The organism is Thiothrix caldifontis (assembly GCF_900107695.1).
GTDB classification, from domain to species: Bacteria; Pseudomonadota; Gammaproteobacteria; order Thiotrichales; family Thiotrichaceae; genus Thiothrix; species Thiothrix caldifontis.
Genome location: NZ_FNQP01000012.1, coordinates 83,831 through 110,365, shown reverse-complemented (window position 1 = coordinate 110,365; position 26,535 = coordinate 83,831). Strand labels below are relative to the sequence as shown.

General features: G+C 47.3%; 24 protein-coding genes. 10 read left to right on the top strand and 14 right to left on the bottom strand.

Going from position 1 to position 26,535, the window contains the following annotated elements:
• Window positions 1–18: 18 nt before the first annotated feature.
• The 6 genes from BLV87_RS11540 (at window position 19) to BLV87_RS11515 (ending at window position 5,092) form a co-directional block, all read left to right on the top strand.
• A complete protein-coding gene (locus BLV87_RS11540) occupies window positions 19–1,425 on the top strand; it encodes a cobyrinic acid a,c-diamide synthase CobB (protein WP_093068849.1) in 1,407 nt (468 codons plus the stop codon).
• Window positions 1,422–1,733 (top strand): HesB/IscA family protein, encoded by a 312-nt coding sequence (locus BLV87_RS11535; RefSeq protein ID WP_093068848.1) that lies wholly within the window; start codon window positions 1,422–1,424, stop codon window positions 1,731–1,733. The genes BLV87_RS11540 and BLV87_RS11535 overlap by 4 nt, the downstream gene beginning before the upstream one ends.
• 4 nt (window positions 1,734–1,737) lie before the next feature.
• Window positions 1,738–3,417 carry a GAF domain-containing sensor histidine kinase gene (locus tag BLV87_RS11530; protein WP_093068846.1) on the top strand — a complete coding sequence of 560 codons (1,680 nt, stop codon included), beginning with the start codon at window positions 1,738–1,740 and terminating at the stop codon, window positions 3,415–3,417.
• A 35-nt stretch (window positions 3,418–3,452) separates the two neighbouring features.
• Window positions 3,453–4,127 carry a response regulator gene (locus tag BLV87_RS11525; protein WP_093068845.1) on the top strand — a complete coding sequence of 225 codons (675 nt, stop codon included), beginning with the start codon at window positions 3,453–3,455 and terminating at the stop codon, window positions 4,125–4,127.
• Between the two features lie 17 nt (window positions 4,128–4,144).
• Window positions 4,145–4,621, top strand: a complete 477-nt coding sequence (locus BLV87_RS11520) for a rhodanese-like domain-containing protein (RefSeq protein ID WP_093068843.1) — start codon at window positions 4,145–4,147, stop codon at window positions 4,619–4,621.
• A gap of 144 nt (window positions 4,622–4,765) precedes the next feature.
• Window positions 4,766–5,092 (top strand): hypothetical protein, encoded by a 327-nt coding sequence (locus BLV87_RS11515; RefSeq protein ID WP_093068842.1) that lies wholly within the window; start codon window positions 4,766–4,768, stop codon window positions 5,090–5,092.
• Between the two features lie 15 nt (window positions 5,093–5,107).
• Here the strand turns inward: BLV87_RS11515 and BLV87_RS11510 are convergent, their stop codons facing one another.
• Together BLV87_RS11510 and BLV87_RS11505 are read right to left on the bottom strand one after the other, a co-directional pair.
• Entirely contained in the window at window positions 5,108–6,667 is a 1,560-nt protein-coding gene (locus BLV87_RS11510; RefSeq protein WP_093068840.1) for a protein adenylyltransferase SelO, read from the bottom strand.
• A gap of 165 nt (window positions 6,668–6,832) precedes the next feature.
• Entirely contained in the window at window positions 6,833–7,918 is a 1,086-nt protein-coding gene (locus BLV87_RS11505; protein ID WP_093068838.1) for a substrate-binding domain-containing protein, read from the bottom strand.
• Between the two features lie 177 nt (window positions 7,919–8,095).
• On the opposite strand from BLV87_RS11505, the gene BLV87_RS11500 reads away from it, so the two are divergent.
• Together BLV87_RS11500 and BLV87_RS11495 are read left to right on the top strand one after the other, a co-directional pair.
• The gene (locus tag BLV87_RS11500) at window positions 8,096–8,833 is read left to right on the top strand and encodes a lysophospholipid acyltransferase family protein (protein WP_093068836.1); all 738 of its coding nucleotides are present in this window, start codon (window positions 8,096–8,098) and stop codon (window positions 8,831–8,833) included.
• 32 nt (window positions 8,834–8,865) lie between these two features.
• Window positions 8,866–9,633, top strand: coding sequence for a fumarylacetoacetate hydrolase family protein (locus BLV87_RS11495; RefSeq protein ID WP_093068835.1), 768 nt, complete (start codon window positions 8,866–8,868; stop codon window positions 9,631–9,633).
• Window positions 9,634–9,644: 11 nt separating this feature from the next.
• Here BLV87_RS11495 and BLV87_RS11490 read toward each other — a convergent pair whose 3' ends face one another.
• The gene (locus BLV87_RS11490) at window positions 9,645–10,178 is read right to left on the bottom strand and encodes a TIGR00645 family protein (RefSeq protein WP_093068885.1); all 534 of its coding nucleotides are present in this window, start codon (window positions 10,176–10,178) and stop codon (window positions 9,645–9,647) included.
• A gap of 98 nt (window positions 10,179–10,276) precedes the next feature.
• Here BLV87_RS11490 and prmB point away from each other — a divergent pair, with 98 nt between their 5' ends.
• Window positions 10,277–11,221, top strand: coding sequence for a 50S ribosomal protein L3 N(5)-glutamine methyltransferase (prmB, locus tag BLV87_RS11485; RefSeq protein WP_245707008.1), 945 nt, complete (start codon window positions 10,277–10,279; stop codon window positions 11,219–11,221).
• On the opposite strand, the gene BLV87_RS11480 is transcribed toward prmB, so the two are convergent.
• The 4 genes from BLV87_RS11480 to BLV87_RS11465 all read right to left on the bottom strand — a co-directional run bounded on the left by BLV87_RS11480 (window position 11,215) and on the right by BLV87_RS11465 (window position 16,238).
• Window positions 11,215–11,700, bottom strand: a complete 486-nt coding sequence (locus tag BLV87_RS11480; RefSeq protein WP_093068831.1) for a hypothetical protein — start codon at window positions 11,698–11,700, stop codon at window positions 11,215–11,217. The two genes, prmB and BLV87_RS11480, sit on opposite strands and share 7 nt — an antisense overlap.
• Before the next feature lie 153 nt (window positions 11,701–11,853).
• Window positions 11,854–13,743 (bottom strand): molecular chaperone HtpG, encoded by a 1,890-nt coding sequence (gene htpG / locus BLV87_RS11475; protein WP_093068830.1) that lies wholly within the window; start codon window positions 13,741–13,743, stop codon window positions 11,854–11,856.
• A 63-nt stretch (window positions 13,744–13,806) separates the two neighbouring features.
• Window positions 13,807–14,691, bottom strand: a complete 885-nt coding sequence (locus BLV87_RS11470; protein WP_139282175.1) for a prolyl hydroxylase family protein — start codon at window positions 14,689–14,691, stop codon at window positions 13,807–13,809.
• Window positions 14,692–14,750: 59 nt separating this feature from the next.
• Complete coding sequence (locus tag BLV87_RS11465) at window positions 14,751–16,238, bottom strand: hypothetical protein (RefSeq protein WP_093068827.1); 1,488 nt, start codon at window positions 16,236–16,238, stop codon at window positions 14,751–14,753.
• Window positions 16,239–16,435: 197 nt separating this feature from the next.
• Between BLV87_RS11465 and BLV87_RS19090 the strand changes: the two genes are divergently transcribed.
• On the top strand, window positions 16,436–17,113 hold the full coding sequence (locus BLV87_RS19090; RefSeq protein WP_139282174.1) for a hypothetical protein: 678 nt from the start codon (window positions 16,436–16,438) through the stop codon (window positions 17,111–17,113).
• 75 nt (window positions 17,114–17,188) lie between these two features.
• Here the strand turns inward: BLV87_RS19090 and BLV87_RS11455 are convergent, their stop codons facing one another.
• The 7 genes from BLV87_RS11455 to BLV87_RS11425 all read right to left on the bottom strand — a co-directional run.
• The gene (locus BLV87_RS11455) at window positions 17,189–18,439 is read right to left on the bottom strand and encodes an O-antigen ligase family protein (protein WP_245707011.1); all 1,251 of its coding nucleotides are present in this window, start codon (window positions 18,437–18,439) and stop codon (window positions 17,189–17,191) included.
• Between the two features lie 124 nt (window positions 18,440–18,563).
• A complete protein-coding gene (locus BLV87_RS11450; RefSeq protein WP_139282173.1) occupies window positions 18,564–19,670 on the bottom strand; it encodes a tetratricopeptide repeat protein in 1,107 nt (368 codons plus the stop codon).
• Between the two features lie 164 nt (window positions 19,671–19,834).
• Window positions 19,835–22,156: a GumC family protein gene (locus tag BLV87_RS11445; RefSeq protein ID WP_093068820.1), complete on the bottom strand. Its 2,322-nt coding sequence runs from the start codon at window positions 22,154–22,156 to the stop codon at window positions 19,835–19,837.
• A 26-nt stretch (window positions 22,157–22,182) separates the two neighbouring features.
• The gene (locus tag BLV87_RS11440; RefSeq protein ID WP_093068819.1) at window positions 22,183–22,884 is read right to left on the bottom strand and encodes a polysaccharide biosynthesis/export family protein; all 702 of its coding nucleotides are present in this window, start codon (window positions 22,882–22,884) and stop codon (window positions 22,183–22,185) included.
• 93 nt (window positions 22,885–22,977) lie between these two features.
• Complete coding sequence (locus BLV87_RS11435) at window positions 22,978–23,793, bottom strand: tyrosine-protein phosphatase (RefSeq protein ID WP_281241319.1); 816 nt, start codon at window positions 23,791–23,793, stop codon at window positions 22,978–22,980.
• 44 nt (window positions 23,794–23,837) lie between these two features.
• Window positions 23,838–25,775 carry a polysaccharide biosynthesis protein gene (locus tag BLV87_RS11430; RefSeq protein ID WP_093068816.1) on the bottom strand — a complete coding sequence of 646 codons (1,938 nt, stop codon included), beginning with the start codon at window positions 25,773–25,775 and terminating at the stop codon, window positions 23,838–23,840.
• Between the two features lie 81 nt (window positions 25,776–25,856).
• On the bottom strand, window positions 25,857–26,535 hold a 679-nt coding region (locus BLV87_RS11425; RefSeq protein WP_175517915.1), incomplete at its 5' end, for a DUF1501 domain-containing protein.

Sequence of the window (26,535 nt, the reverse complement as noted above, 5' to 3'; positions counted from 1 at the left end):
CTGCGTTAGAATAAGTGCATGGCAAGAATCTTCATCTCCGCGACCCACAAATCCTCCGGCAAGACCACGCTTTCGATTGGTCTGTGTGCTGCTTTGCACGCTCAAGGCTTGCGGGTGCAACCGTTCAAGAAAGGCCCGGATTACATTGATCCGCTGTGGCTTGGTGCTGCCAGCCAGCGCCCTTGCTACAACCTCGATTTCAATACCATGACACCGGATGAGATTATCCAGACGGTGCAACAGTATTCGCTGGATGCTGATATTGCGCTGATCGAGGCGAATAAGGGCTTGTATGACGGCATGGCGCTGGATGGTTCTGATAGTAATGCTGCCGTTGCCAAACTGACCCGTTCGCCCGTTATTCTGGTGGTGGATTCGCGGGGGATGACCCGTGGGGTAGCGCCGCTGTTGCTGGGTTATCAGGCATTTGATCGGGAGGTGGATATTGCCGGAATTATCTTCAACCGTGTGGGTGGGGCGCGTCATGCCAGCAAGCTGCGTGAGTCCGTTGAGCATTACACCGACATTAAGGTGTTGGGGGCGGTGCAGAATAACCCGGAAATGGAGATTGAGGAACGTCATCTGGGGTTGATGCCGAGCAATGAGAGCGGTGAGGCGGAGGCGCAGATTGCGCGGATTCGGGATCTGGTGGCGGAACAGGTGGATTTGGGGATGTTGTTGGGGATTGCGGGAAGGGCGGAAGAGGGCGTATGCAATACGCCCCTACGTTCAGATGGTAGGGGCGTATTGCATACGCCCTCTTCCTCTTCGGGGTTTCTGCGCATCGGCATCTGCCAAGACCCCGCTTTCGGTTTCTACTACCCCGGCGACCTCGAAGCCCTGCAACAAGCAGGTGCAACCCTCGTTCCCGTCAACACCCTGCAAGACACAGCCTTGCCCGACATTGACGGCTTGTTCATCGGCGGTGGTTTCCCCGAAACCCACATGCAGCAACTCGCGGCGAATGCATCCATGCGTGAATCCATCCGCACCGCTATCGACAACGGCTTGCCCACCTACGCCGAATGCGGCGGCTTGATGTACCTGTCCCGCAGTCTCATCTGGAACGGGCAGCAGGTGGATATGGTGGGTGTGATTCCCGGCGATGCGGTGATGCACCCCAAGCCACAGGGCAGGGGTTACGTGAAATTACAGGAAACCGCTGACATGCCGTGGCCGGGTGGCGACCCGTTGCACACTATCAATGCCCACGAGTTCCACTATTCGCGCCTTGAGAATTTGACCGCGACGGGTAAATTCGCCTACCGTATGCAGCGCGGTACTGGCATCGACGGTCAACACGATGGCTGGGTCTACCGCAATTTGTTAGCCTCTTACACGCACATGCGCGACACCTCGCAATTTCGCTGGGCGCAGCGTTTTGTTGAATTTATCCGCCAGACTCAAAGGAACACTACTGCATGATCACAGTTACTCCCGCCGCCGCTACCCAGGTTCGTACTGCTTCGGTACAAGGCAATGCCATTGGCTTGCCGTTACGCATTGCTATCCAGACAAAGCCGGATGGCGGATTTCATTACCTGATGGGTTTTGATGACCAGGAAAAAGCAGGTGACCAAAAAATGGAATCCGAAGGTGTGACATTAGTGGTGGATGATGCCTCCCAACCTTTAGTCGCAGGCATGACGCTGGACTACGTGGAAATTGACGGTAAACTGGAGTTTGTCTTTATTAACCCGAATGACCCTAACTACCGTCCACCACAGGCATAATTTCATGCAAGAAAGCGTCGTCAAACTCCCCATTCCCACCACACTGCATCAGCAGGTAGAGGTTGACGATGCTGCTGCTACGGCTTCGCGCGACAGTTATTGGGCGAGTCAGGAGGGCCGCCCGGTGATTGATTTGCCTTGGCAGGCGCAGGTGAGCCTGATGGTGCTATTTTTCACGTTTACGGTAATTGGCGCAGTCTATTTTTGGGCAACCAGTAGTAAAGCGGAGTATCAGTGGATTGCCCCGGTGATGACCGGTTTGTGGCTTATTGCGGGTGCTGGGGTTTTATCGTTGCTGTTTTGGGTGTGGCGGGAGTTTTCTAAATTTGGCGCGGAATTATCCCGTTGGGCGATTCGCTTACGTAAGGGTGATTTTAGTGCGAGGATGCCGATTTCAGGAAAAAGTTGCCCGTCGCGTAAAATTCGGGAGCAAATCAACGCGATTACTGAAGATTATCAGGCGCTGTCACGGGTGCAGCAAAAACGCATGAGTCGGCAGGAAAAATACCTTGCCCAGAAAAAGCGTCACCTTAGCGTTCTCTACGAAGTCGCAAGCTGCGTTAATCGTGCCGATAGTTTGGAAGATTTACTCAAGCGTTTTTTGTATACCCTGACCGATGTGGTGCACGCAGAAGCGGCCACAGTGCGTTTGCTGGATCGTGAAGGCAATATGCGTTTAGTGTCTAGTATTGGTTTGAATGCCGCTGCGTTAAAGTCTGAAGAAACTTTGCCATTACCCAGTTGCTTATGTGGTAAAGCTGCCAGTGAACGTGAAATTAAAGTGCGTGGCGATGTTTCACAATGCAATGTGATTTTAGGCAAGCCCTTATGTGCGGGTAAACAAGATTTGGAAATGCTGGCGATTCCGCTGCAATACCGCGATAAAATTTTGGGTGTTTATAATCTATTCATTCGTCAAGGGCGTTATGACAAACTGGAAGACGATGAATTATTGCTGAGCATCGGTCAGCATTTGGGTATGGCGATTGAGAAAGCCAATAGCGATGAAGACATGCGCACCCTGTCTATTATGGAAGAGCGCACTCGTATGGCACACGAGTTGCATGACTCATTGGCACAAACCCTTGCCAGTTTGCGTTTCAAAGTCCGGTTGTTGGATGACTCTTTCAATCGGGGGGCGGAAGCCGATATGTGGCATGAGTTGGAGGTGTTGGAAAACACGATTGACGAAGCCTACGCGGAACTACGCAGTCTGATCACGGATTTCCGTGCGCCGATTGATGGTAAAGGTATTTTACGTGCCGTTGAGCGCCTGACGGAGCGTTTCCGCCAAGAAACTGGCATGGAAGTCTTTTTCTATCACAATTGGGCGCTAAAAGATTTGTCCCGTGAAGCGGAAATTGAAGTGATTCGGATTGTGCAAGAAGCACTTACCAATATTCGTAAGCATAGCCAAGCATCCACCGTGCGTCTGCTCTTGCACAGTAGCGAAGAAGGAAAATGCAGTATTTTGGTGGAAGATGATGGTATTGGTTTGCCTGATCCTTTGCCTGAACCGAACCCAACCACTGGCGAACATATCGGTTTACGCATTATGCAGGAGCGAGCCGAAAAGATCGGTGGTGAGATACAGTTTGAAAGTGAGCCGGGTGAGGGTACACTGATACAATTGAACTTCGATGCACCGCCAACCAAAAAGCTCTCTGACTTATTTGGCGTGTAACCCGCTCTGATGACCACAGTAACAAGCGACCCCACATGAACGAAAAAGTATTGTTGATTGATGACCACACCCTGTTTCGTGCAGGTTTGGAAGATTTGCTGACACGGCGGGGTATCCGTGTGGTAGCTGCGGTCGGCAGCGGTGATGAGGGGCTGGCGGCTGCGCTGAGCCTCGAACCCGATATTGTATTGCTGGATATGCGGATGCCACAAATGGATGGCCTCAGCGTATTACGCCAGTTACGCAAGAACACCCCTAATTTGCGAGTGGTCATGTTGACGACTAGCAGTAATGAAAATGACCTTGTAGAAGCGTTACGCAGCGGGGCACGCGGTTATTTGCTCAAAGATATTGAGCCAGATGAACTGGTCGTGGCCTTGCGTGAAATCGTGGCGGGTAAAACGGTGGTTGCGCCCGAACTTGCCCCCGTATTGGCTAGAGTAGTGCAAGGCGGGGATGCACGTGCTAATGAAGATAAAATTGCTAACCCGTTTTCCGAGCTGACACCACGTGAATACGAAATCCTGACGTTGCTAGCAGAAGGTCAGAGCAACAAAGTTATTGCCCGCAACTTGGGTATATCGGATGGCACTGTCAAACTGCATGTGAAAGCTATTTTACGTAAATTGAATGTGAGTTCGCGCATCACGGCGGCTGTGATGGCAGTGGAACATGGTATCCGTGTGGAAGCGGCTAACGCTGAGAATTAAATCTGCCTGAGACTATTATGAAGACAGAAAAAACCTTTGCAGCGTTGGTCGCTGATGCACTGCTGCATATTCAAGAAGTCATGCCGTGGGATGTTGAGGAAATGCAGGTGAGCAATCCTGATCTGCTCATTGTCGATATTCGTGAAGCGGATGAATACGCGGCTGCTCATATCAAAAACGCCTTGCATGTACCGCGTGGTATTTTGGAAGCATCCTGCGATTGGGGGTATTCCGACACGATTCCTGAATTAGTACAAGCTCGTGATAAGCCGGTCGTATTGGTATGCCGTTCAGGGAATCGTACTGCATTGGCGGCATTAACGTTACGTTTGATGGGCTATCAGCAGGTGTATTCCATGAAAACAGGGGTACGTGGCTGGAATGATTATGAGCTACCGTTGTTCAATAACGCGGGTGAGCAAGTGGATATTGATTGGGCAGAAGCGGAATTAAATCCACCGGTACGCCCCGATCAGTTGGAGTCTAAACCATAGGTCGTGTACCCAAATACATTTTTTGTATGTATTGCGCAATATATCAATAAAATCAACCAACGTATTGTCTCTTTACTGCTACACTTGCGTTACTTTGTGTGAAAAACGCCCGATGTGTCGGGTAAAGTAAGGAGATCAAGCGTGATGAAACAAACATCCTCTCAAACATTGGCAGGTATGCTGGTGTTGTTGGTAAGTTTAACCGTATCGGGTTGTGCAAACTTTTCTGAAACGATGGTGGGTGCAGTATCTGGTATCAATCCATTTAAGCAACAAACAGAGGCAGAAGCACCTGATGCGGCACCTATTAATGAAGGTGTGCCTTTAGCCGAGCCTAAATCCAGCATTCGGGTGGAAACCAAGCCACCCGAACCCAAAGGGCAACAAGAGGTTGAAGTTAACGTGGGTAACAATAAGCAATGCACAACCTTCTGTGCTTTGCCATTACGTAAACCTCCGGCGTCTGAGTAGCAAACGACTTTCCTGTTATGAGCTACAAGACAACATAGAACACCCTGCCTTATGCCGCGCCCATTCAGGGCGTTTTTCGGCAAATGTTGCGTATTGCGCTTGCTCGTCGTAGGGATGACGCAAGACTGTTAACAATTCCGTGATGAGACTATTATCCCCGCTGGCTGCTTGGTCAATCGCTTGCTGTGCGAGGTAGTTGCGTAGCACGAAACGTGGATTAACCGCATTCATGCGCTGCTGACGTTCACCTGTTGGCAAATTATCCTGTTGTAAACGTCGGCAATAATGCTGTAACCAGTTATCCCACTCGGCATGATTGCGTTGCAATAGGTCGTCACGGTAGAAAGCGGGGTAGAGTGGTGTGAGTGTCGGTTGTTGCACGTCTAGCATCGCAAGGTTGCGGAAGAACAGCGTCATGTCCACTTCCGTTTTGTGCAACAGCTCAAACGCGCTATTGATCCATGGTGCATCTTCATCGGAAAGTTCCCGAATTCCGAATTTCGCCGCTAGCATCGTACCGAAAGTTTCGCTGTAAGTATCGGCATATACTTGCGAACCGGCATCCAACACACTGACATCGCTGATCACCGGTTTCAGCGCATCTTTTAAACGTGCCAGATTCCAATGACCGATGTAAGGTTGTTGCCCGTAGCTGTAACGTTTGCCCTGCGCATCGGTGGTGTTAGGTGTCCACATGGGGTCGTAATCTTCCAGCCAGCCGTAGGGGCCGTAATCAATCGTTAAGCCGAGAATCGACATATTGTCGGTATTCATCACACCATGCACGAAGCCGACGCGCATCCAGTGCGCAATCATCACCGCTGTGCGGCGGCAGATTTCTAAGAACCATTGCCCACGTTTTTCCTGCGTATCGCCGTGCAGTTCGGGGTAATCGCGGGCGATGGTGAAATCCACCAATTGTTCCAGTAAACCAATATCACCGCGTGAGGTGGGCAACTCAAAATTGCCAAAGCGGATGAAGGAAGGGGCGACACGACACACGATTGCACCGGGTTCGACTTGTGGGTTGCCATCGTAAAACATATCGCGTACCACGCCATCGCCGGTTGCGACCAGGCTCAGGGCACGCGTAGTAGGAATGCCGAGGTGATGCATGGCTTCACTGCACAGGAATTCGCGCACGGAGGATCGCAACACGGCACGTCCGTCAGCGCGGCGTGAATAGGGAGTGGAACCTGCGCCTTTGAGTTGCAATTCCCAACGTTCGCCCGCGTTGTTGATGGTTTCGCCGAGGCTCATGGCACGTCCGTCGCCTAATTGTCCTGCCCAGCCGCCGAACTGATGCCCGCCGTAGCAGGCGGCGTAGGGTTGCATTCCTGTCATGAGCTGGTTGCCGCCGAATACTTGCGCGAAATCGGGGTGTTGCATGTCGGCATCTGTCCAACCTAATAGCGTGGCGACTTCGGATGAGTACGCCAGCAATTGCGGATTGGCTACCGGCGTGGGTTGCACGCTTGACCACAGTGCATCATACACTTGACGTGGCATATTAATTCCGTCGGTATCGCCGGGGAGTTCGCGTACAAAACGGTTATCAAAAATTAGGGGACGCATGGGGAATCCTGTTGGTGGAGTGTCCGCAAGCAAACCAGATGATGGGGAGCATGTCGAGAAGCCGTAATGAGCGGGGTGGATTCCGTTGTACCATGAAAAAAGGGAGTGCGTTAGCACTCCCTTAAATTCCGTTGTTGGAAATATTATCTTCGGAGGAGGATATTATTATTTCAATGCATCAGCAGCCAACGGCTTCATTTCTGCCGCGTTTGCTGCAACTTCTTTGCGCAGTGCATCTGGCATTGGGATCAAGCCTTTGTCTGCCAAATAACCGTCATTACCCCATGCTTCTTCGCTAGTGAATTCAGCAACGAATTCTTTGATGCCTTTCACTTGGTCAACGTGCGCGTTTTTCACGTACATGAACAATGGGCGAGAAACAGGGTAGCTGCCGTCAGAAATGGTTTCAAACGTAGGGGCAACACCACCTACTTTAGAGCCTTTCACTTTATCATTGTTTTGTTCCAAGAAGCTGAAGCCGAAGATGCCTAATGCATTCGGGTTAGCCCCCAGTTTCTGTACGATCAGATTGTCATTTTCACCAGCTTCGATGTAAACACCGTCTTCACGCATGGTGGTACAAACAGCTTTGTGTTCTTGTTCCTTGGCTTTAGCTTCGTCAGCCTTGCCGTCTTCCTTCAGTTTTTTGGATTCTGCATGAATAGCATCCAGTGCTTCGATGCCTTTGCAGCCACCTTCCATGACCATTTCAGAGAAAGCGTCACGGGTACCGGAGGTTGGTGGTGGGCCTAAGACTTCGATTTTTGCATCTGGCAGTGCAGGGTTGATTTCTTTCCAAGTTTTGTAAGGGTTGGCAACCATTTCGCCCTTGTCGTTCGGTACAGTTTTAGCCAAAGCCATGAACATGTCTTTCAAGCTCAGATCGTAGTCAGCCGCACTTTTGGCATTAGCGATAGCGATGCCATCGAAGCCAACTTGTATTTCAGTGACTTTATCCACGCCATTTTTGATGCAATCTTCCAACTCACTTTTTTTCATGCGGCGAGAAGCGTTGGTTACGTCTGGGGTTTCGATGCCAGCACCTGAACAGAACAGTTTGAAACCGCCGCCAGTACCTGTGGATTCAACTTTTGGTGCTGCATTGCCAGTTTTCTTGGCAAACGTTTCTGCAACATTGGTAGAGAAAGGATAAACAGTGGAAGAACCCACGATTTCGATGTTGTCACGCGCTTGTGCAGCGGTAGCAGACAGTGCCAGAGCAGCAGCAATCGCCAGAGCAAGTTTCTTCATTTGAAAGTCTCCAAAGTTTTAAATCAATTGTCTTCAATCAGTGTCAGTGTTGAACTGCTGCGAACTATAGGCGCGGAATATGACAGCTTTGTGACAAACACAAAAAAATACGGTTATGCTCTTTCGCCAGAGAATGTAACCCAATAACCTCAGGGCATCGGAAACTAGGAAAATAAAATGCAGCGATTACGCAGAATAGTACGGTTGATTCGGTTAGCGACACACACAGGTGTCGGTGTGTTACTGACAGTGTTATTTGCCGGGGTGTGGCAAGCTACTTTCTATCCGCGTTTGGTGCGCTGGTGGCTAGGCAAAGCAGGGCGGATTATTGGGGTTCAACTCAATGTGGTAGGTAAGCCTGCGGATGAGGCAGTGTTGATGGTGGCTAACCATATTTCGTGGTTGGATATTGCGTTGTTGGGTGGGGTGGCTAATCCACGTTTTTTGTCAAAGCAAGAAGTACGTCACTGGCCGGTGATCGGTTGGTTGGCGGCGAAATCCGGCACGTTATTCATTACACGCGGTAAAGCGGGCGCGGCAGCACAAGCGGCTACGACGATTTTGCAAGCGTTACAGGCAGGGGATTCGGTATTGCTGTTTCCAGAGGGAACGACGACGACGGGGAATGATGTGCGCACCTTTCATGCGCGTTTGTTTGCACCTGCATTTGAGGCAGGTATTGCGGTGCAACCGGTGGCGTTACGTTATCCGGGGCGCGATGGTTTGACACATCCCGCCGTGCCGTATGTTGATCAACAATCATTGTGGGATAACCTAAAAGCTTTGCTGGCAGAACCGGATATTCAAGCCGACATACATTTCCTGCCGTTAATGACAACCACGGGTACTGACCGTAAATCGCTAGCGGCGGCTTGCGAGCAACAAATCCGTGCTTTTTGTGCGATGCAGCAGTAAGCTTTAGGCATTGTTTTAATAGGAGCAAACTGATGGCACAGTGGGTACGTTTTTTTACCGAGGGTGAAACCCGTTTTGGGACATTGGCACACGGCATTATTACGGAATATTGCGGTGATATGTTCGCCGAACATTCGCTGAGCGGGCGTGAGTTTGCCTTGGCGGCGGTAAAGCTGTTACGCCCCTGTGAACCTTCCAAGCTGATTGGTTTGTGGAATAATTTTCAGGAACGGGCTGTGGTCGAAAATCTGCATAAGCCTGCGCATCCGCTGTATTTCCTTAAAGCCGCCAACAGTTTTGCGGGGCAGGGTGAGGTTATCCCACGCCCAAGTACTTACAACGGCATGGTGGTGTTTGAAGGGGAATTGGGTATTGTCATCGGTAAACGTTGTAAAGGTGTTTCGCTGGAGCAAGCGCCTGACTACGTTTTCGGTTATACCTGTGTGAATGATGTCACCGCACGTGATTTGCTGAAACAAGACCCGGTGTTTGTACACTGGACGCGGGCGAAAAGTTTCGATCAATTTGGGGTGTTTGGTCCGAGCATTGCCACAGGGCTTGATGCGTCTGAGTTGCGAGTTAGGGTTGAGTTGAATGGAGAGGAGAAGCAAAACTATCCGGTGGCGGATATGTTCTTTTCACCGCATGACATTGTGAGTCAGATTTCGCACGATATGACGTTGGAGGCGGGTGACATTATTGCTTGCGGCACATCAGTGGGCGTGTGCGGAATGAATGATGGGGATACTGTGGTGGTCAGCATCGCGGGTATCGGCGAGCTGACCAACCGTTTCGGTTAAGCGTTAAGTGCTTAGTGAGAATTGGTGGGTGGTTTGGCACTGTGGCTTAAGCGATCCGTGAGGGCATACAACACACCGGATACCACAAAGGTTAGATGAATGCCAACCATCCACGCCATTTCTTCGGTGGAAGGGGCATGGGGTGAACCCAATGCCATGAAAGATTTGAGCAGATCGATCCCTGAAATAGCGACGATAGAGCCGATGAGTTTGAGTTTTAAATCGCTGAAACCGATATGCCCCATCCAGTCGGGGCGATCCGCGTGACCGTGGAGATCTTCCATTTTAGACACAAAGGTTTCATAGCCGCTAAAAATGATAATAATCAGTAGGTTCATGATTAGGGAAATGTCGACCAGTGAGAGGACGCCAATGATAATGTCGTCATCGGTAGCCGTCATAATGCCTGCGGCTAACCCCCAGAGGATTTTCACCGCTTTGAACAGTAATACGACTAGAGCCGCTACTAAGGCTAAATAAACGGGAGCGAGTAACCAGCGGCTTGTGAAGAGGAAATGCTCAAATAAACTTTCAATGTATTTCATGGTGATGTTTGCTTTTTTGCTAGGTTGAGAATGGGCGCAATCATAGGGGGTGTGTCGGGCAGTGGCAATAAACATGGTAGCATTCCGCAAAATACGGGATGATAGACACCTTTTGTACTGATACGATGATGGAGATTATGGATTTCGACCACGCTGAACTGTTGACCATTAAGGATTATATTCGCTGGGGCGCAAGCCGCTTTGCTGAGGCTGAACTGAGTTTTTCTCACGGTATGTCCTCACCGTTTGATGAAGCCGCTTATTTGGTGTTACATACGCTGCATTTACCAGTGGATACTCCCGATCTGTATTTTGATAGCCGTTTGACCGGCAGTGAATGTGCAGCCGTTGCTGACATCGTGCAACAACGGGTAGAAACCCGTAAACCAGCGGCGTATCTGACTAATGAAGGCTGGTTTTTAGGCTTACCGTTTTACGTGGATGAAAATGTTTTGATTCCGCGTTCACCGATTGCGGAATACATTGAAAAGCAATTTTCCCCGTGGATCGAACCACCACAAGTACATAGAATTTTGGATCTTTGCACCGGCAGTGGTTGCATTGGTATTGCTTGTGCTTATGCGTTTCCCCATGCACGGGTCGATTTGAGCGATATTTCTGAGGCGGCTTTGGAGGTTGCTCAGGTGAATATTGAGCGCCATAACCTTGCAGGGCAAGTGGAGGCTATTCAGTCTGATTTATTTGAGCATTTGCAAGGCCGTCAGTACGACATTATTGTCAGCAATCCCCCGTATGTGGATGCAGAGGATATGGCTGCATTGACCCCGGAGTTTTTACATGAGCCTGCTGCATTAGCACTCGCTTCTGGGGAGGATGGTTTGGCACATACACGCCGTATTTTGCGTGATGCAGCCACGCATCTTACGGAAAACGGTATTCTGATCGTGGAAGTGGGCAACAGCCAATACGCGTTGCAAGCGGCCTACCCAGAAGTATTATTTCATTGGTTAGAGTTCGAGCGCGGCGGTGATGGCGTATTCCTGCTCACCGCCGATCAAGTACGGGAGTTAGCCAGTCACTGATACGAATAATAGGAGGTATTGTTACCGCCTGTATACGGGTATGTGGTGCTGCCGCTGTTATTGCTGGTGTAGCATTGGGTTTTTTGCGCTTCTGGCAAACTGTTGAGTGGTGTGAAACCCTGTGCGAGAGCCGCGTTCATGGAGTTGCTGGTTACGGTGAAAATATTGATTTTGCCATCAGCACCACCGCAGAATGCGGGGTACATGCGCCCATCCATGCCGCAACTGCTGGCGGTAACAATTGCGCCACCAGCTTGGAGTTGACGCTGCATTTCCGCCAGTGGTATGCCGCCACCTTCACACTGGCGCGAGCCTTGGTATTTGTACACATCCACATAAGTAACGGGTGTGGGCGTCGCGGGTGGATACGTGGTTGTACCCCATGGATTCCACGGATTGACGTAAGCACCGTTGGGCACGCAAGCACTCAATAACACACTGGTAAGCAGCATAATACTGCTAGAACGGATGCCGGACATAACAAATTCCTCAAGTGATCTTTATTACTTAAGTTTGACTAGCAATCGTTTATTTCAGTTCCCGCTCGATAAAATTGAGGGGAGTATGGGCATGTTTTGGCACAAAAAAGCCCCATAGTTGGGGCTTTTTTGCTGGTAGTAGGGGGTGTTTGTTTAACCGATAGCCAACATCAGCTTGTTCAGGCGATTGACGAAGCCCGCAGGGTCTTCCAGTTGACCGCCTTCCGCCAGAATCGCCTGATCCAACAAGATACTGGACCATTCGCCAAAGCGCTCATCATCGGTTTCCGCTTCCATACGTTTTAGCAAGGGATGCGTCGGATTGATTTCCAAAGCAGGTTTGGTATCTGGCATTTCATGACCGGCCTGTTTCATTAGTTGCTGCATGTACAACGCCATGTCGTGCTCATTCAGTACAATGCAAGACGGTGAGGTGGTTAAGCGGTGTGAAACGCGCACTTCGCCAACTTTTTCGCCCAATGCCGTTTTGATGTGCTCGACCATGTTTTTGGCTTCGGCTTCAACTTTGGCTTGTTCCTGTTTGTCTTCCTCGGTTTCGAGTTTGGACAGGTCAAGCTGGCCTTTAGCAACGGATTGCAGCGATTTGCCTTCAAACTCCATCAAATGCTGTACCAGCCATTCGTCTACGCGATCAGACAGTAACAGCACTTCGATGCCTTTTTTGCGGAACACTTCCAGATGTGGGCTGTTTTTCGCGGCAGTGTGGCTATCGGCAGTGATGTAGTAGATTTTGTCCTGACCTTCTTTCATGCGGGCGATGTAGTCAGGCAAGGACACGGTTTGTTCCGCACTGTCATCCAGTGTGGAGGAGAAGCGCAGCAATTTGGCGATTTGTTCGCGGTTGCTGAAGTCTTCGCCGGGGCCTTCTTTGAGGACTTTGCCGAACTCTTTCCAGAATTTCGCGTATTTTTCCGGTTCGTTGGCAATCATGTTTTCCAGCAAACCAATGACTTTTTTCACCGAGGCATTTTTCATGTTCTCGATGATTTTATTGCCTTGCAGGATTTCACGTGACACGTTCAGCGGCAGGTCGTTGGAATCCAGCACACCGCGCACAAAACGCAAATAGCGTGGCATCAGCTTGAATTCTTTGTCTTCCATGATGAAAACGCGCTGTACGTAGAGCTTCAAGCCGTGCGTGTTGTCGCGGTCGAACAGGTCGAATGGGGCTTTGGAAGGCAGGTACAGCAAGGACGTGTATTCGTATTTGCCTTCGACGCGGTTGTGTGACCATGCCAGCGCGTCTTCCCAGTCGTGCGAAACGTGTTTGTAGAATTCCTGGTATTCTTCATCCTTTACTTCGGATTTGGCACGTGTCCACAGTGCGTTGGCTTTGTTAACGGTTTCCCATTCATCCTTGATTTCACCCGCTTCGGTTTTACGCATGTTCACCGGCAGCGGGATGTGGTCGGAATATTGGCGGATGATATTGCGCAAACGCCAGCCGTCTGCCAGCAGCTTTTCGTCTTCTTTGAGGTGCAGGACGATTTCTGTACCACGAGTGGCTTTCTCGACCTGCTCCAGTGAGTAGCCGGATTGTGCATCGGATTCCCAGCGCACGCCTTCAGAAGCGGCATCCCCAGCGCGGCGCGTGGTCAGCGTTACTTTGTCGGCAACGATGAAAGAGGCGTAAAAACCTACCCCGAACTGCCCGATCATGTGCGAGTCTTTTTTCTCGTCGCCAGTCAGTTTGCTCAGGAATTCTTTGGTACCGGATTTGGCAATCGTGCCGATATTGGTCACAACTTCATCGCGGTTCATACCGATGCCGTTGTCGCGCACAGTGATTGTGCCTGCTTGTGCGTCGAATTCGACTTCCACGCGCAATTCGCTGTCGTTCTCGTAGAGGCTGTCGTTGCCAATCGCTTCAAAACGCAGCTTGTCGCAGGCATCCGAACCGTTAGATACCAACTCGCGCAGGAAAATTTCCTTGTTGGAGTACAGCGAGTGAATCATCAGGTGTAACAGTTGATTCACTTCGGTTTGAAATTGCAGGTTTTCTTTATTGCTTGTTGCCGTCATAGGGGATTAGTCCTCACATCTTGTGTATTTGATATGCACAAGATGGGGGGCTTGTTGATGATTTCAAGAGGGAGACATCTGTTCACAAAATACATCACCCTGACCTTTATCACGGAACCATTTGGTGATGATCGTTTTTTCACCTTCCTCGACAGGCATTCCATGATGTAGTGTTTGACGATTAGGTAGTCCATCTGGATAGAGGTTGTTCCAGATGACAGCCTGCCCTTGTTTTGGATAAAAAGTATGATCCATATACACAAAGTGCGTACCGCCACCTTTGGGAGTATTATTTAAATAAACCATGAACGTCCATGTGCGTTGTCCTTTTTCGTCTGCAAATTCAGCATATGCGGGTGTGTTGGGCGTGAAATAATCGTGGTGTGCTTTTAGTTCTTTGCCTACTTCGTAGTGTTGAGCTTGAATTGCTTCAGAATAAGATAGGCATATACCCAGAGTACGCGCTATTCTTTCATCAATATAGTCGATAAAAGGGTCTTCGTTATACCGCAGGTGACACGTCATACTTGTGCGAAATGCAGGGTCTCCATTGTAATGAGAAACCAAGGAAGGAGATAGATTTTGTTTAGTGATAGCAATGACTTGTTCGCATTCACTAGGGCTTAAGAAGTTATCAATGGTGTAGATTTGTAAGGCATCAGTGTCGACACGTTGTGCTCCTAAAGCTAAACCACGTACCTCCATAACTTTTGATAATGTTTGATAGTCAAAGTTTGTGTTTGTCTTTATGGGTTGTGTTTCTATACCGGCTGGGTACACATCCCCCATCATTTGTTGAATAGTGCTAGGGTTAAAACCATTGGTACGCATAATTCTGTAGATATTTTCTACATCACATTGACGTGCAAGGTTAGTATCCAACCAGCTTTTCCACTCTTGATCCATTGCCAACATTGTTGCCCCCTTCTTTAAGCTATCAATAATCAAGCTTATATCGTAAGTCTATAATGACTTATTTTCTATGGTATAGATCAAGATATTTACTATCAGTCAGGCATAACAATGAACACATTATCGCCTTGGGGGGTTAAGTGGGTGGGTTTGACTTGCCTGTTGGATGGAGCAACGGGTTTTGCCGAACCTACAACGAAAGTGTTCTCGTTAACAGGAATGACAATTCTAGTGGTTGATTGTCTTGTAGAAACGCCAACATTGGGTTTTGGTGTTGAGGCTGTTATCGATGAGCTTGGTAGTGGTCTTGTTGATATTGCGGGGGCTTTTTGTTTTTTTGGCAATATCGGTTTCTCCTCTGCTGTTTGTTGTTGAATAGCAATGGTTATGCTTGTGTTAGACTGCTGTTCCTCTGGCTTTTTGATATCACGCTTAGGTTCGACGATCGGATTGTCTGTATCTGGTATTTTTTTGGAGGGCTGTTTCACTATTTGTTGTGTGATTGACTGGGGGACTTCATTAGCTGCTGATATTGCGTTTGAGGTAGGGGATGAAGGTTGTAAGGTTTCCTCGTTAGCTTCGTGATGGGAGGGGGCTTGAACAGATGTTATAGGTGTGATTTCTGCTTTAGTTGATTGATTATTATCTATAGATATTCCTGTTGTGAGCAAGAGAGCGGATAGTGATGCAGTAATGATAACGGGGTAAACAAGGCGCGTAGCGGATTTGTCAACAACATCGTTGACTGTAGTAGGAGGGATGGTAGTAAAAGCATGAACTAGCTCATACGGTGATGTTTGGCGCTGATGGCGTTCCCATGACATAGCCTTCTGAAGGCTTCGCTGAGTTTCATGATTTAAGTTTTTAATAGGTGTTGGTGTTGTTTTTTGATCATAGGCTTCTAGCGTACTTAAAGTTTTGAAGGGCGGGGTTCCATTAAGCATATGGTAGGCAATACAAGCAATAGAAAATGTATCATCTTGGGGAAGCGGGGGGGAGCCGTGTGTGACCTGTGGACTGCAATAAGATGATTTTAAGAGGGTGCTGTGACTTTTTTGGGTGTTAATTTCTGATAAAAATCGTAGAGCAATGACGATTGGAGTATTTAAAAACTTATAAGAAGCACCTGAATACATAATAGCGTTAGGTTCAATAAAGCCATAGCCACCTTTAGGTGTGAGATATTTCGCTGTGTGTAGCAAATTAAGAAGCAAAGACTGAACTCTTTCTGTGGAGGATAAATTATCCAATAGATAAAAATGTTTGAGTTCGTCACTAAGTAGCTCCCCACATGGTTCGTCTAATATAATCCAGTAAATGCCGTGGCACTCATGGAAACCAGCAATATTGAGAGAAATGTTCTTCTGACTAAGTTTAGTGATGATACTTGGCATAACCTTGTGAAAGTTGGGATGTGCGACAATAGCAGGCTCGACTGCAAACATCATCACTTGACGAGGTTCATCATCTTCACCTGTACTGATGAAGTCATGGGCACAGAAAATTTTACCCAATGATGTTGTTGATAGCAGCTCGCCCAACTCATAACGGTCTGCTATCAGAACAGTGTGTTTAGTTTGCATAATCAACAGTTTTCCAACTTATGGTCATCATATTAATATTGGTATCAATGTTACGGTCATATACAAGATTAAGTATCGTTAAATACTTTTGTTTATAAGATACTCGGTCTATAATAATACTGCTTTATTATGGTAGTGATCTACTGCATAGTAAATGGTATCTTATCTCTGATTAATACAATGGAAGGAGGCTTCCAATGAACGTCATCAAACAACTTTCAGTCTCTGCTATGGTTGCAGTAGCCTTGGCAGGCGGTGTGTCCACCTCAGCTTTCGCTGATTTATCCAATCAAGAATTGTCTAGTGCACAAAGCTCTGTATTTGCTGCGGCTCAAGCCGCAGCAAAAACGGCGGCTGCATCTGGGTTAACGGGTGAAGCTGCTGGTGCTGCTATTGCTCAGGCAGCAAATACAGTCGCTGCTACTATTCCCGGTTTGACAGGTAGTCAATTAGCGTCAGTTGTTGCGTCAGCGACACTACAAGCAGCATCTGCCGCCGGTGTTTCTGGTGTTACTGCTGCAATTGCTGCCGCACAAGCGGCAACGGTTACTGGTGTGGTTGCGGGTACTGCTATTTCTGTGATTCCAACTGCAGTAGCAGCGGGTGGGAGTTTTAATGTAATGGCAGCAGCAGGTGCAGGTTTGGCAGCGGCTGTTGCTGCTGCCAGTACGGGTGGTAGTAGCAAAAGCACCAGCCCGACTGGTACTGGCACGACGGGTGTTAGTGGTTCTACTGGTACAGGTGGTTCTACTGGTACAGGTGGTTCTACTGGTACAGGTGGTTCTACTGGTACAGGTGGTTCTACTGGTACAACTCCTGATCCAACTCCTACTCCTAATCCAACCCCAACTCCGACACCTGTTAGTCGCGGTTAAATCACTGTCGTTATGACGCAAAAAGCCCTCAGAAATGAGGGCTTTTTGTTATTAAGCATATAAAATCAAATATTTTTAAGCTTTGTGATATTGATGCAAGAAAATTCCACCTAGAAATGCAAAAAAAATGCTATTGGCAGGAGTATGAAAATTAAAATCTGTTAAACCGTGTGCAGCTAGTAACAATAGGCTTACGCCCGCTGCGATTTGTATAAAGTAGAAACGTCCCCAAGCATGGCGAGAATGCCGCTGTTTGACGAGTTGAATCCAACCTACCGCATATAAAATGATAAACAAGAGGATGATAATGCCTCCCAGAATGCCTGTTTCTAACAGTAGTTCCAAATAATCATTATGCGCATGATTGACAAACGCTGGCATTTCAGGCGGTTGGAATGCTCTGAAAATTGACTGGAATGTACCTAGGCCACTGCCTAAAGGAAAAAAGTGTTGGGTCGCTTCCCATGTTTGATTGAAAATTTCCCATCTTAGGTCTTCTAGTGGGTCTACGGCAAAGCGGTTAAGAACAGGTATCAGCCCGATATTACTGGCAATACCTAATGAGATAACCGTCACCATTGTACCAAAGCCTAAGGCACGCTTACCGCCAATGTGTCTGGCAAATAGGATGGAACATAACAATAGTGCTAGCATAATGAGCACTACACCACTCCGAGAACGTGCAAAAATACCGCCGAGTATTAATACCAAGCTAATCGTAAAAAAAATGAGGGCTTGATTAATGAGTGTTTGGTGTTGTTCATCTTCATCAGCTCTATTATGCCGAAAATTGTAAGCGGTTAAACCTAAGGCAACGGGAATTGCCATTTCCATTAGCCCTGAAAAATGATCGCGGTTCGGGTAAGTGCCAAGGGCGTTATTACCGCCGCCTATATCCCACCAAAAAGCCCATTCAGCCCCACTACCATACTGAATTAAACCTAAGGATGCTTGAAAAGTTGCGACTCCTAAAAACACATAGACTAAACGTATAACATATTGTTTGGGTAAGAGTAGGGTACTGATAAACATAGCGATTACTGGCAGCAGAGCCAGCAGTGCAGTAAGGGTACGTGCAGGAATTAAGGATATTGGTAAGTAATTTACAGCAACCCCTGCTTCAGCGAGTACAGATAGGCTTTCTGCATAAAGCTCTCTTCCCGGTAATTGATGCCAAAGCGTACTGGGTAGCGGTATCAAGTGTATCAAGGGTAACAGGATGCCACTGATAATGAATACCCAGGTTAAGGTTGGTACTTTCTTCTTTTCAATGGGATACCATAATGCTACAACAAGTAAAACAATTCCTAGAATTTCCAGTGTCATCAAGGCAGGTGACATCCTGCTGCTACGCATTAACGGTGCAAAGCACAACATTGCGATACTGAGTGTGAACAGCAGTTGAGTCTGGATTGATACAGTATTTATGGTAGATGCTCTAGGCATAGTTTTAGTTATCATGGTTAGCAAGAGGGGTAATTTGGATGTCGTCAAACCAGATATCACCCTTAAAAACTTGATCATGGGGGTAAGGGCTTGCTGCTTCTAAACGTAATACTTGCGTTTCACAATTGACTGATGGCACTTCCACTGGAGCTGTGAATATTGACCAATTATTACTTTCCTGTAGTACCGGAGATTCTGCTACGACTCGATCATCTTCAGAACAACGCACCCGCCATTGCAGCCCTTTGGTTGTACGGAAATGATCAGTACGAAAACGTAAGCTTAATTCATAAGTAGCAGGTTTTAATAATAGACGTTGCCAGACATGTTGAAACTTAATGTGTTTGGAAGGATTGAAATTAATTTTTAAGGCTCGATGCCCATCCATGCCAAATGTCAGGTCTGGTTGAATTTTTAGTTGCTTATGCCGTGTAAAAAACCAATCGAAACCGGTGTTATGCCATTCCCCTTCAAAACCACCATCGTAAATCAAGCCTTTGTAAGCAGCGGCTTCCTGAGGCAAACTGGTTTGCCAAACAGCGTAAGCGTCCGTCCAGCGTTTGTCTTTCACTAAGCGGTTAATGTATTGCGTCATTTCACCTTCACCAAGCGGGAGGGAAGAGCCTAAGCGTAGCGTATAGAGGTGTTTCAATAATACCGCTGAGGTTTGTGGGTCGGTAGCTAAGTAATTAAAAAATGCACCCCACCATTTCGGGGGATTGTTTGCAAATGGTTCAATTAATGTTGCAGTGGAAGGATTACCAGCCATGGCACGTAAATGCGGAAACAAACCGGAATGAAGTGATGCATCACGCATCAAAAGCATATTCCATACTTTTACGATTTCTGCATGTTTGCCGGTCTTAGCCCAGAATAAGGCAAGGAGTAAATAGGTTTCATCGTGTGCGGTCGCAAGTTTTGCTGCTAGGTTTGCTAACTGTTCCGCTTGTGTTTGATTACCTTGTTGGAGGCGAATATCAGCGAGTTTAGCCATGGCTCGACCACTGCTAAGGTTATTAGCTAACGCTTTCAATGTATAGGTTTGATCTAAATCGAGATTACCTGATTCTTGGGCTTGTTCAGCTAACTGAAACCAGTCATCCGAGTCCAATTGTGTCCAACCGTTTGGGTCAATATCAATAATCAGCCGTCGGGTGTCGATGAAATCATCTGGCCCAACATGACCACTGCGATAACTGATGCTGAGATATAGGGCTAGTACTGCAAAGAGTACTAAGCCCGACTGTCTGAAAAGTGTCGTCACACTAAGATACCTTAAGACTTACTTGCCAATGCTTTCTTATCGCCATAAGTGTAATAGTAATCATAGTTATAATAAGCGCCACTGGTGTTACCTTTTGCTTTGGTCATTACAACCCCAATAACATTATTACGTGCTTGTCGTAAGCGTTGGAATGCTGCTTGAACAGGGCGTTTGCGTGATTGGTTCCAAGCAGCTACTAATAATGTGGCATGGGTACGATTACCAATAACTAAGGCATCAGCCAACCCTAACACAGGTGGTGAGTCTATGATAATAATATCGAATGTGCATTCAGGCGCATCGGCAAAAGCGACTAACTCGCCCAAGCGTTCACTGGATAGCAGTTCAACCGGATTAGGTGTTAGTGGGCCAGACGGTATAATATAAACTTCAGGAATAAAACTGGCTTGAGTAATGTCGTGTAAATTTTCCTGACCAATTAAGTAATGCGATAAACCTTTGGAGTTATCCAGTTTAAAATGTTTGTGTAAGGTTGGTTTACGCAAATCAGCATCAATGAGCAGTACGCGTTTGCCCGCTTGAGCGAACGCGGTGGCGAGATTGATTGCGGTACTACTTTTACCCTCACTAGCATCACAACTGGTAACATTCATGACTCGCGGTGCACCAGCACGTGTCGCGAACATTAAGTTGGTGCGCAATGAACGGAACGCTTCTGCAACTGCTGAAGTGGGTTTTTCGACAGTCATTAAGGCATAATTATTTTGTTTACCATCTTTTCCTGCGGTTGGCGCGACGCCTAATACCGGAAGTGATAAGACTTTTTCTAAGTCTTCAGTGCTCTTAATGCGGTCATCAAGGAATTCCAGCATAAAAGCAACGACTGCCCCAAGGAATAATCCCAACACAGCGCCAAGTGCTAGATTCAAGCGTGTATTGGGTTTATGTACAGCATAGGGGACTAACGCAGAGTCTACGATTGAAATATTGTTGGTGTTAGCTAAACCAGCAACGTTCACTTCTTTTACCCGTTGCAATAGCCCTTCATACAATTGACGGTTGGTTTCCACCTCGCGTTGCAAGGTATTATAGCCGATACTTTTGTCTTGGCTACTCAATAATTCCAGTTTGTATTTTTCTACTTCAGCTTTTAATTGTGCTTCTTTCTGTTTAGCTGCCATATAGTCAGACTGAAGTGCACTTTGTGCGGTACTCTTCTCTAACGAAGATTCACGTTGAATTTCTTGATCCAACTCACTGATCTGCTGTTGTAGTTGCTGCATCAGTGGATAGTCAGGTTTATAAATTTGTAACTTTTCTTGGTAGTCTGCTTGAAGTTTCGCTTTACTAGTCTTTAATTGTTGGATAACCGAGCTACTTTGTACCCGGTTTAAGCTTTTACTCGCCTGTGCTTGTTTGAATTCACTTTCAGTTGCAATACGCTCTTTTTCAGCCTCTGTTAGTGCTGCACTTAGCCCTTGCAACTTCTGAGAAACCAAACTGGTTTTGTCATCAGTATTAAAGATGGATTTTTCTTTAGCGTATTGAACCAGTTTACTCTCGGATTCTTCCAATTTACTTTTGGTTTGTGCTAGCTGCTCTTCTAGGAATTTTTTTGCATAATCGGTAGAACCTGCACGGCGCTCTAAATTCATGTCAATGTAGTTGTCGGCTAATGCATTTGCAACCAATGCCGCCATTTCTGGGTCTGGGTCATCATAATGCACTGTGACAATCTTGGAGTTTTTGACAGGAGCAACCGTAACATTGTTCAGAAAAATACTGGAAAGTGGGCGTTCACCTAACTTAGACGCCATAGTGGGTGTACTTGAATCTAGGCTGTCAGGGTTGTCGCCAGTAGTGTTGCCTGAAAAGTTGAACCAGCTTTTCACGGTAGTCAGCGTGTCAGCGTAAAAAGGTTTTTCCAGTTCTTCTCCTTTTAGCCTAGATTCTAGCTTCATTCTGTCAATGACGCGATCTGCTAAGCTACGACTTTTTAACAGCTCATATTGTGTCTGGTAAAAATCTTTACTGTCAGTAGGGCCTTGAGAACCTGCCTCAACGTCGTAATCTAGCACCCGTTTTTCTTCGGTATTGATTTCCAGCGTTACGCCTGCGCGATAAATGGGTGTCATACTCAATGTGACCAATAGGCTGATCATGGTAACCAGTACGAAGATTAGAGCAATTGTACCCTTGCGGCGCTTGATAACCGACCATAACTCCCGTAAATCAATCTCGTCATCATCACTATCGTCATTACGGTTGGGAGCATCATAATGAGTAGGAACCAAGGCACGTTGCTGCACAGGAACTAGCCCTCGATTGGGGTTTAGCTCTTCAGGATCGTGATGGATATCTCGGTGTGTCATACTATTAATCCAGTTATCTTGTTGTCTTATCGGAGTATGTTGTTAATGGCAGAGAATGGGCTTAACAATGCTGCCGTTTCACGTAGCCAATAACGACTATCAGAGCGGTGTACAATGACGCGATCATCACCACGTAAATAAGGGTCACGGATTTTACCGTTACGAATGGCATCAAGATCTAGGTTGTAAGCTTTCGTTTGGTCGCCTATACGACGAAATAACACAATTTTCTTGGAATCTGCTAAGCTCGATAAACCTTCGCTCAACGCAATGGCTTGTACTAAAGTGACGGAACCAGTGATAGGGTAAACCCCTGGTTTTTTTACTTCACCTTCAATAGTGACGCGCTGGTTAGTGAAGCTTTCCATGAACACAGTGACCTGTGGGTTTTGCAGGTAGCGTTGACCCAATAATACCTTGAGTTTATTTTCAACTTCCGTTGGTGTCGACCCAGCAACCGTTAAACTGCCAGCCAATGGCAAGGAGATTTGCCCATTAGTGTCAACGCGCACTTTGCCGGAAAGTTCTTCTGCTTGAAATACTTTAATATCAAGCATATCACCAGCGGCAATACTAGCCTGTTCTAGCGATGTGCCATAATCCAGCTCTGCTAAATTTGCGAACACACCACCGATAACAGCATCACCCGCAACATCACCAGCAGAACTACCCCCTGTGCTGCTACAGGCTGATAGCCCTATAGCACATAGCAGCGAAGTGGTTGCCATGAAAATCTTGATTCCACGACGATGTGAGTTCATAAGCACCCTTTAAACCTTTTGTGTTATGCCGTAAGGCTTGATAGTAAATTGATCTAGTTATTAAGCAAACAGACGATTGAACCAGCTTTTCTTTCCATGTCCCCCTGCCAGTGGTAACGGTATTTTTTCGAATAGCCCCGCCGGTAATGGCAAGGCATCAGGTTCAGCATTGTCGAGAATCATTTGCGGGCGACCGTTTACCATGCGCATGACTTCGGTTTCATCACCAAGGATGCGGATAGCTTCTGCTACCCCCGCCGACATTGTAGGCGGGCGATGTTCAATACTGTGCGCATCCGAAGCAATGATGTGTACGACATTATCCAGCAACAGACGTTCAGCCCGTTTTTTTGCCGAAGGCCCAAAGTTACCTGTAATTGCCCCTGCGGTGATCTGTAACCAAGCACCTATCCGTGCAGCTTGAATAAAGTCTTGGTAGTGTTCATCTAACCAACGTAAACGTTCTGGATGCGTGATCACCGGCACATAGCCCGCATTCAAAAAATTTTCTATTTGTTCTAGAAAATAGGGTACTGGCACATGATGCGATGGTTCTAACAAAAAGTAACGGGAACCATGCAGTGTGGGAATTCTGCCTTGTTTTAAACCTTCCATCACTTCTGGAACCATGTGAACGTCAGCTCCCATCACTAATGTTAAGGGAATACCTTGCAGATCCAACTCGGCTTGTAACATCTGCATCACAGGTGCAATAGTCGCTGTGGAATTGGCATACACACCAGGGTAAATATGCGGTGTGCAGGCCAAGTGCGTCGTGCCATCCGCTACAGCAAGACGTGCCATTGCTAATGAGGTTTCCATATTTTGGGAACCATCACACAATGCAGGTAATATGTGGCTGTGTAAATCTATCATTTAAATAGTATAAAAGATTTATTAGTAGAGTAGTGTGAGACTTGTCACATATCCTTGCAGAGACTCATTTTCTTAACAGGTAATTTGACCACAACCGATGACGTGGTTGCGATCTTATTCACATAACCCTGTACCTTTTGACTAAGAATTTGATAAATAGTGGGTAAATTACGCTGCTCGCAAGCGTAGCGTAGTTCATCGAGTGTGGCTTCCAGTTCCAACCAAGGTAGGCAGCTTTCATTGGCTTTGAAGATGCGTGGATGCGCGGTTTTTTCCGCATCGCTATCAATGAGTAGTTCCTCGTAAAGTTTTTCACCCGGGCGTAAGCCCGTCACTTCAATGCGGATGTTACCTTGGGGATTCGTTTCATCCTGCACCTGTAAGCCGGATAAATGGATCATGCGTTTGGCAAGATCGAGGATTTTGACAGGTTCCCCCATATCCAGTAAGAAGACTTCCCCACCTTTAGCCATCGCACCCGCTTGGATAACCAGTTGTGCAGCTTCCGGAATCGTCATAAAAAAGCGAATAATGTCAGGGTGCGTAACCGTGATGGGGCCACCCTCTTGTATCTGGCGACGGAATAGCGGTACAACGGAGCCTGATGAACCAAGCACATTACCAAAACGCACCATGCAGAATACTGTTTTACTGGAAACTTGGCTGAACCCTTGCAATACCAATTCGCACAAACGTTTACTGGCGCCCATGACATTGGTTGGGCGTACTGCCTTATCCGTAGAAATCAGGACAAAACGTTCTACCCCTACATTCAAAGCAGCTTGAGCGGTATAAAATGTTCCAAAGGTGTTATTGCGAATACCTTCAATCGGGTTGCATTCCACCATCGGTACATGTTTGTAAGCGGCTGCATGGTAGAGCGTTTGGATATGGTTAGCGCGTAAGGTTTCTTCGACACGCAGCCTGTCTTGAACTGAACCAAGCGTGGGGATGAGTGGGATAGTTAGTTTCTCATGTGCCATAAACTCTTGTAGTTCGCGCTCAATTTGATAAAGCGCGAGTTCAGAGGACTCAAACAATACCAAACAACTAGGCGATAGCCGAATAATTTGGCGGCATAACTCCGAGCCGATGGAGCCACCAGCACCCGTGATCATGATATTCTTATGACGAATATTCGCACTGAGAAGTCTGTCATCGGGTGTCACAGGTACACGTCCCAATAATTCTTCAATGTCAATTTCACGTAAGCTGTCAATATCGCTCTTTCCTGAGACTAATTCGGTCAGGCTAGGGATGGTGCGCACATGCACAGGTAAATATTCAAGTTGGTTGATGATCTCACGGCGGCGTGTATTACTCGCCGATGGCATTGCCAATAGCACCTGCTTAATATGATATTTCTCGATTAGAATCGGTAATATCAGCGGGCTATAGACCTTCATGCCTGAAATGTTGGCCTGATGCAGGTTTGAGTCATCATCCACGTATAATACGGGGGCATACTCAGGGCTACGTGTCAGCATACTGGCGAGTTGTCTGCCAGATTCTCCCGCTCCATAGATGGCGACTGGAATTTTGCCTTGTTGTCGATCTTGCACAAAGCGATAGTAGCGGCGAATAAAATAACGGCTGCCACCAATAATAATGAAAGCGGTTCCTGCATAGATCACATAAACAGAGCGTGGGATACCATCCGCTTCCAATAAGGCAGCCACCCCCAGCAACAATACTGTTGAGAGTAAAACGCCCACAAACGTTATTTGAATCGCCTGCCCACCGATGTAGCGAACAACGGCGCGGTATAACCCAAGCTTGATAAAGATGGGGATGCTAATTAAGGGGGCGAGCATCAGCAACCATACACCGTCTTTCATATCCGGTGTCCAAGTGCCGAGACGCATGGCAAACGCTGCCCATACCGCAAAGGGTAGCAGTAGACTATCCGCAGCCAGCATGAGCAAGCGTTTTTGCCAGCGATGCAGACTAAAAAGGTGGGTAAAAAGATTATGAGTTTTCATCGTTCTTGTAACTCCTGAAAGCGCCAGTTTTTATGTCTACGCACCAGCAGTCTGTTGGTGTTGTAGATATTCCACGTAATATCAAAGAAGGCGGAATGTTACGTAACATTGTGGAGTATAAAGAACAGATTGTCGGTGATGATGATCACATTCAGAAAATTTAATGGTTAATGTGTAATTATTTTTATGACCGTTGGAAAATAAAGCCCATGTTTTTTTTGTATCGGAAGACAGACCCCACCATTGCTGAGCAATCGTGTAATAGATGTCGCGGAAATCAGTAGTAAAAACAGGATCACCCCTATCATCTAATTGATCTAAGGCTTGATAGGAGCCATACAGACCACCGTTGACTGCCCCGCCTAGGATCAACTGAGGAGCTGCTGTACCGTGATCTGTGCCGCCGCTGGCATTTTCCTGCAAGCGCCGTCCGAACTCGGAATAAGTCATGATCAGGGTATTATCCCATTGATTGCTGGCTTTCAAATTATCAACCAAAATCGTGAGACTCTCTGCCAATGTCTTGAGCAGATTGGCATGACGGGGCAGTTGGTTGGCATGGGTGTCAAACCCAGTCAGCGATACTTTATAGGTGGGTATGTTGAGTCCAGCACTCATCAAGCCATAAACCGATTCCAGATTTTTGCCGAAGCGGTGGGTTGGGAAGGCGATTGTTGGTGCAGGTGCGGTGTTAATTTTGCTGAGAAAGCGCTGGGCGAGTGTATCGACGCTGTTTTGCACTTCCAATACGTGCTGTAAA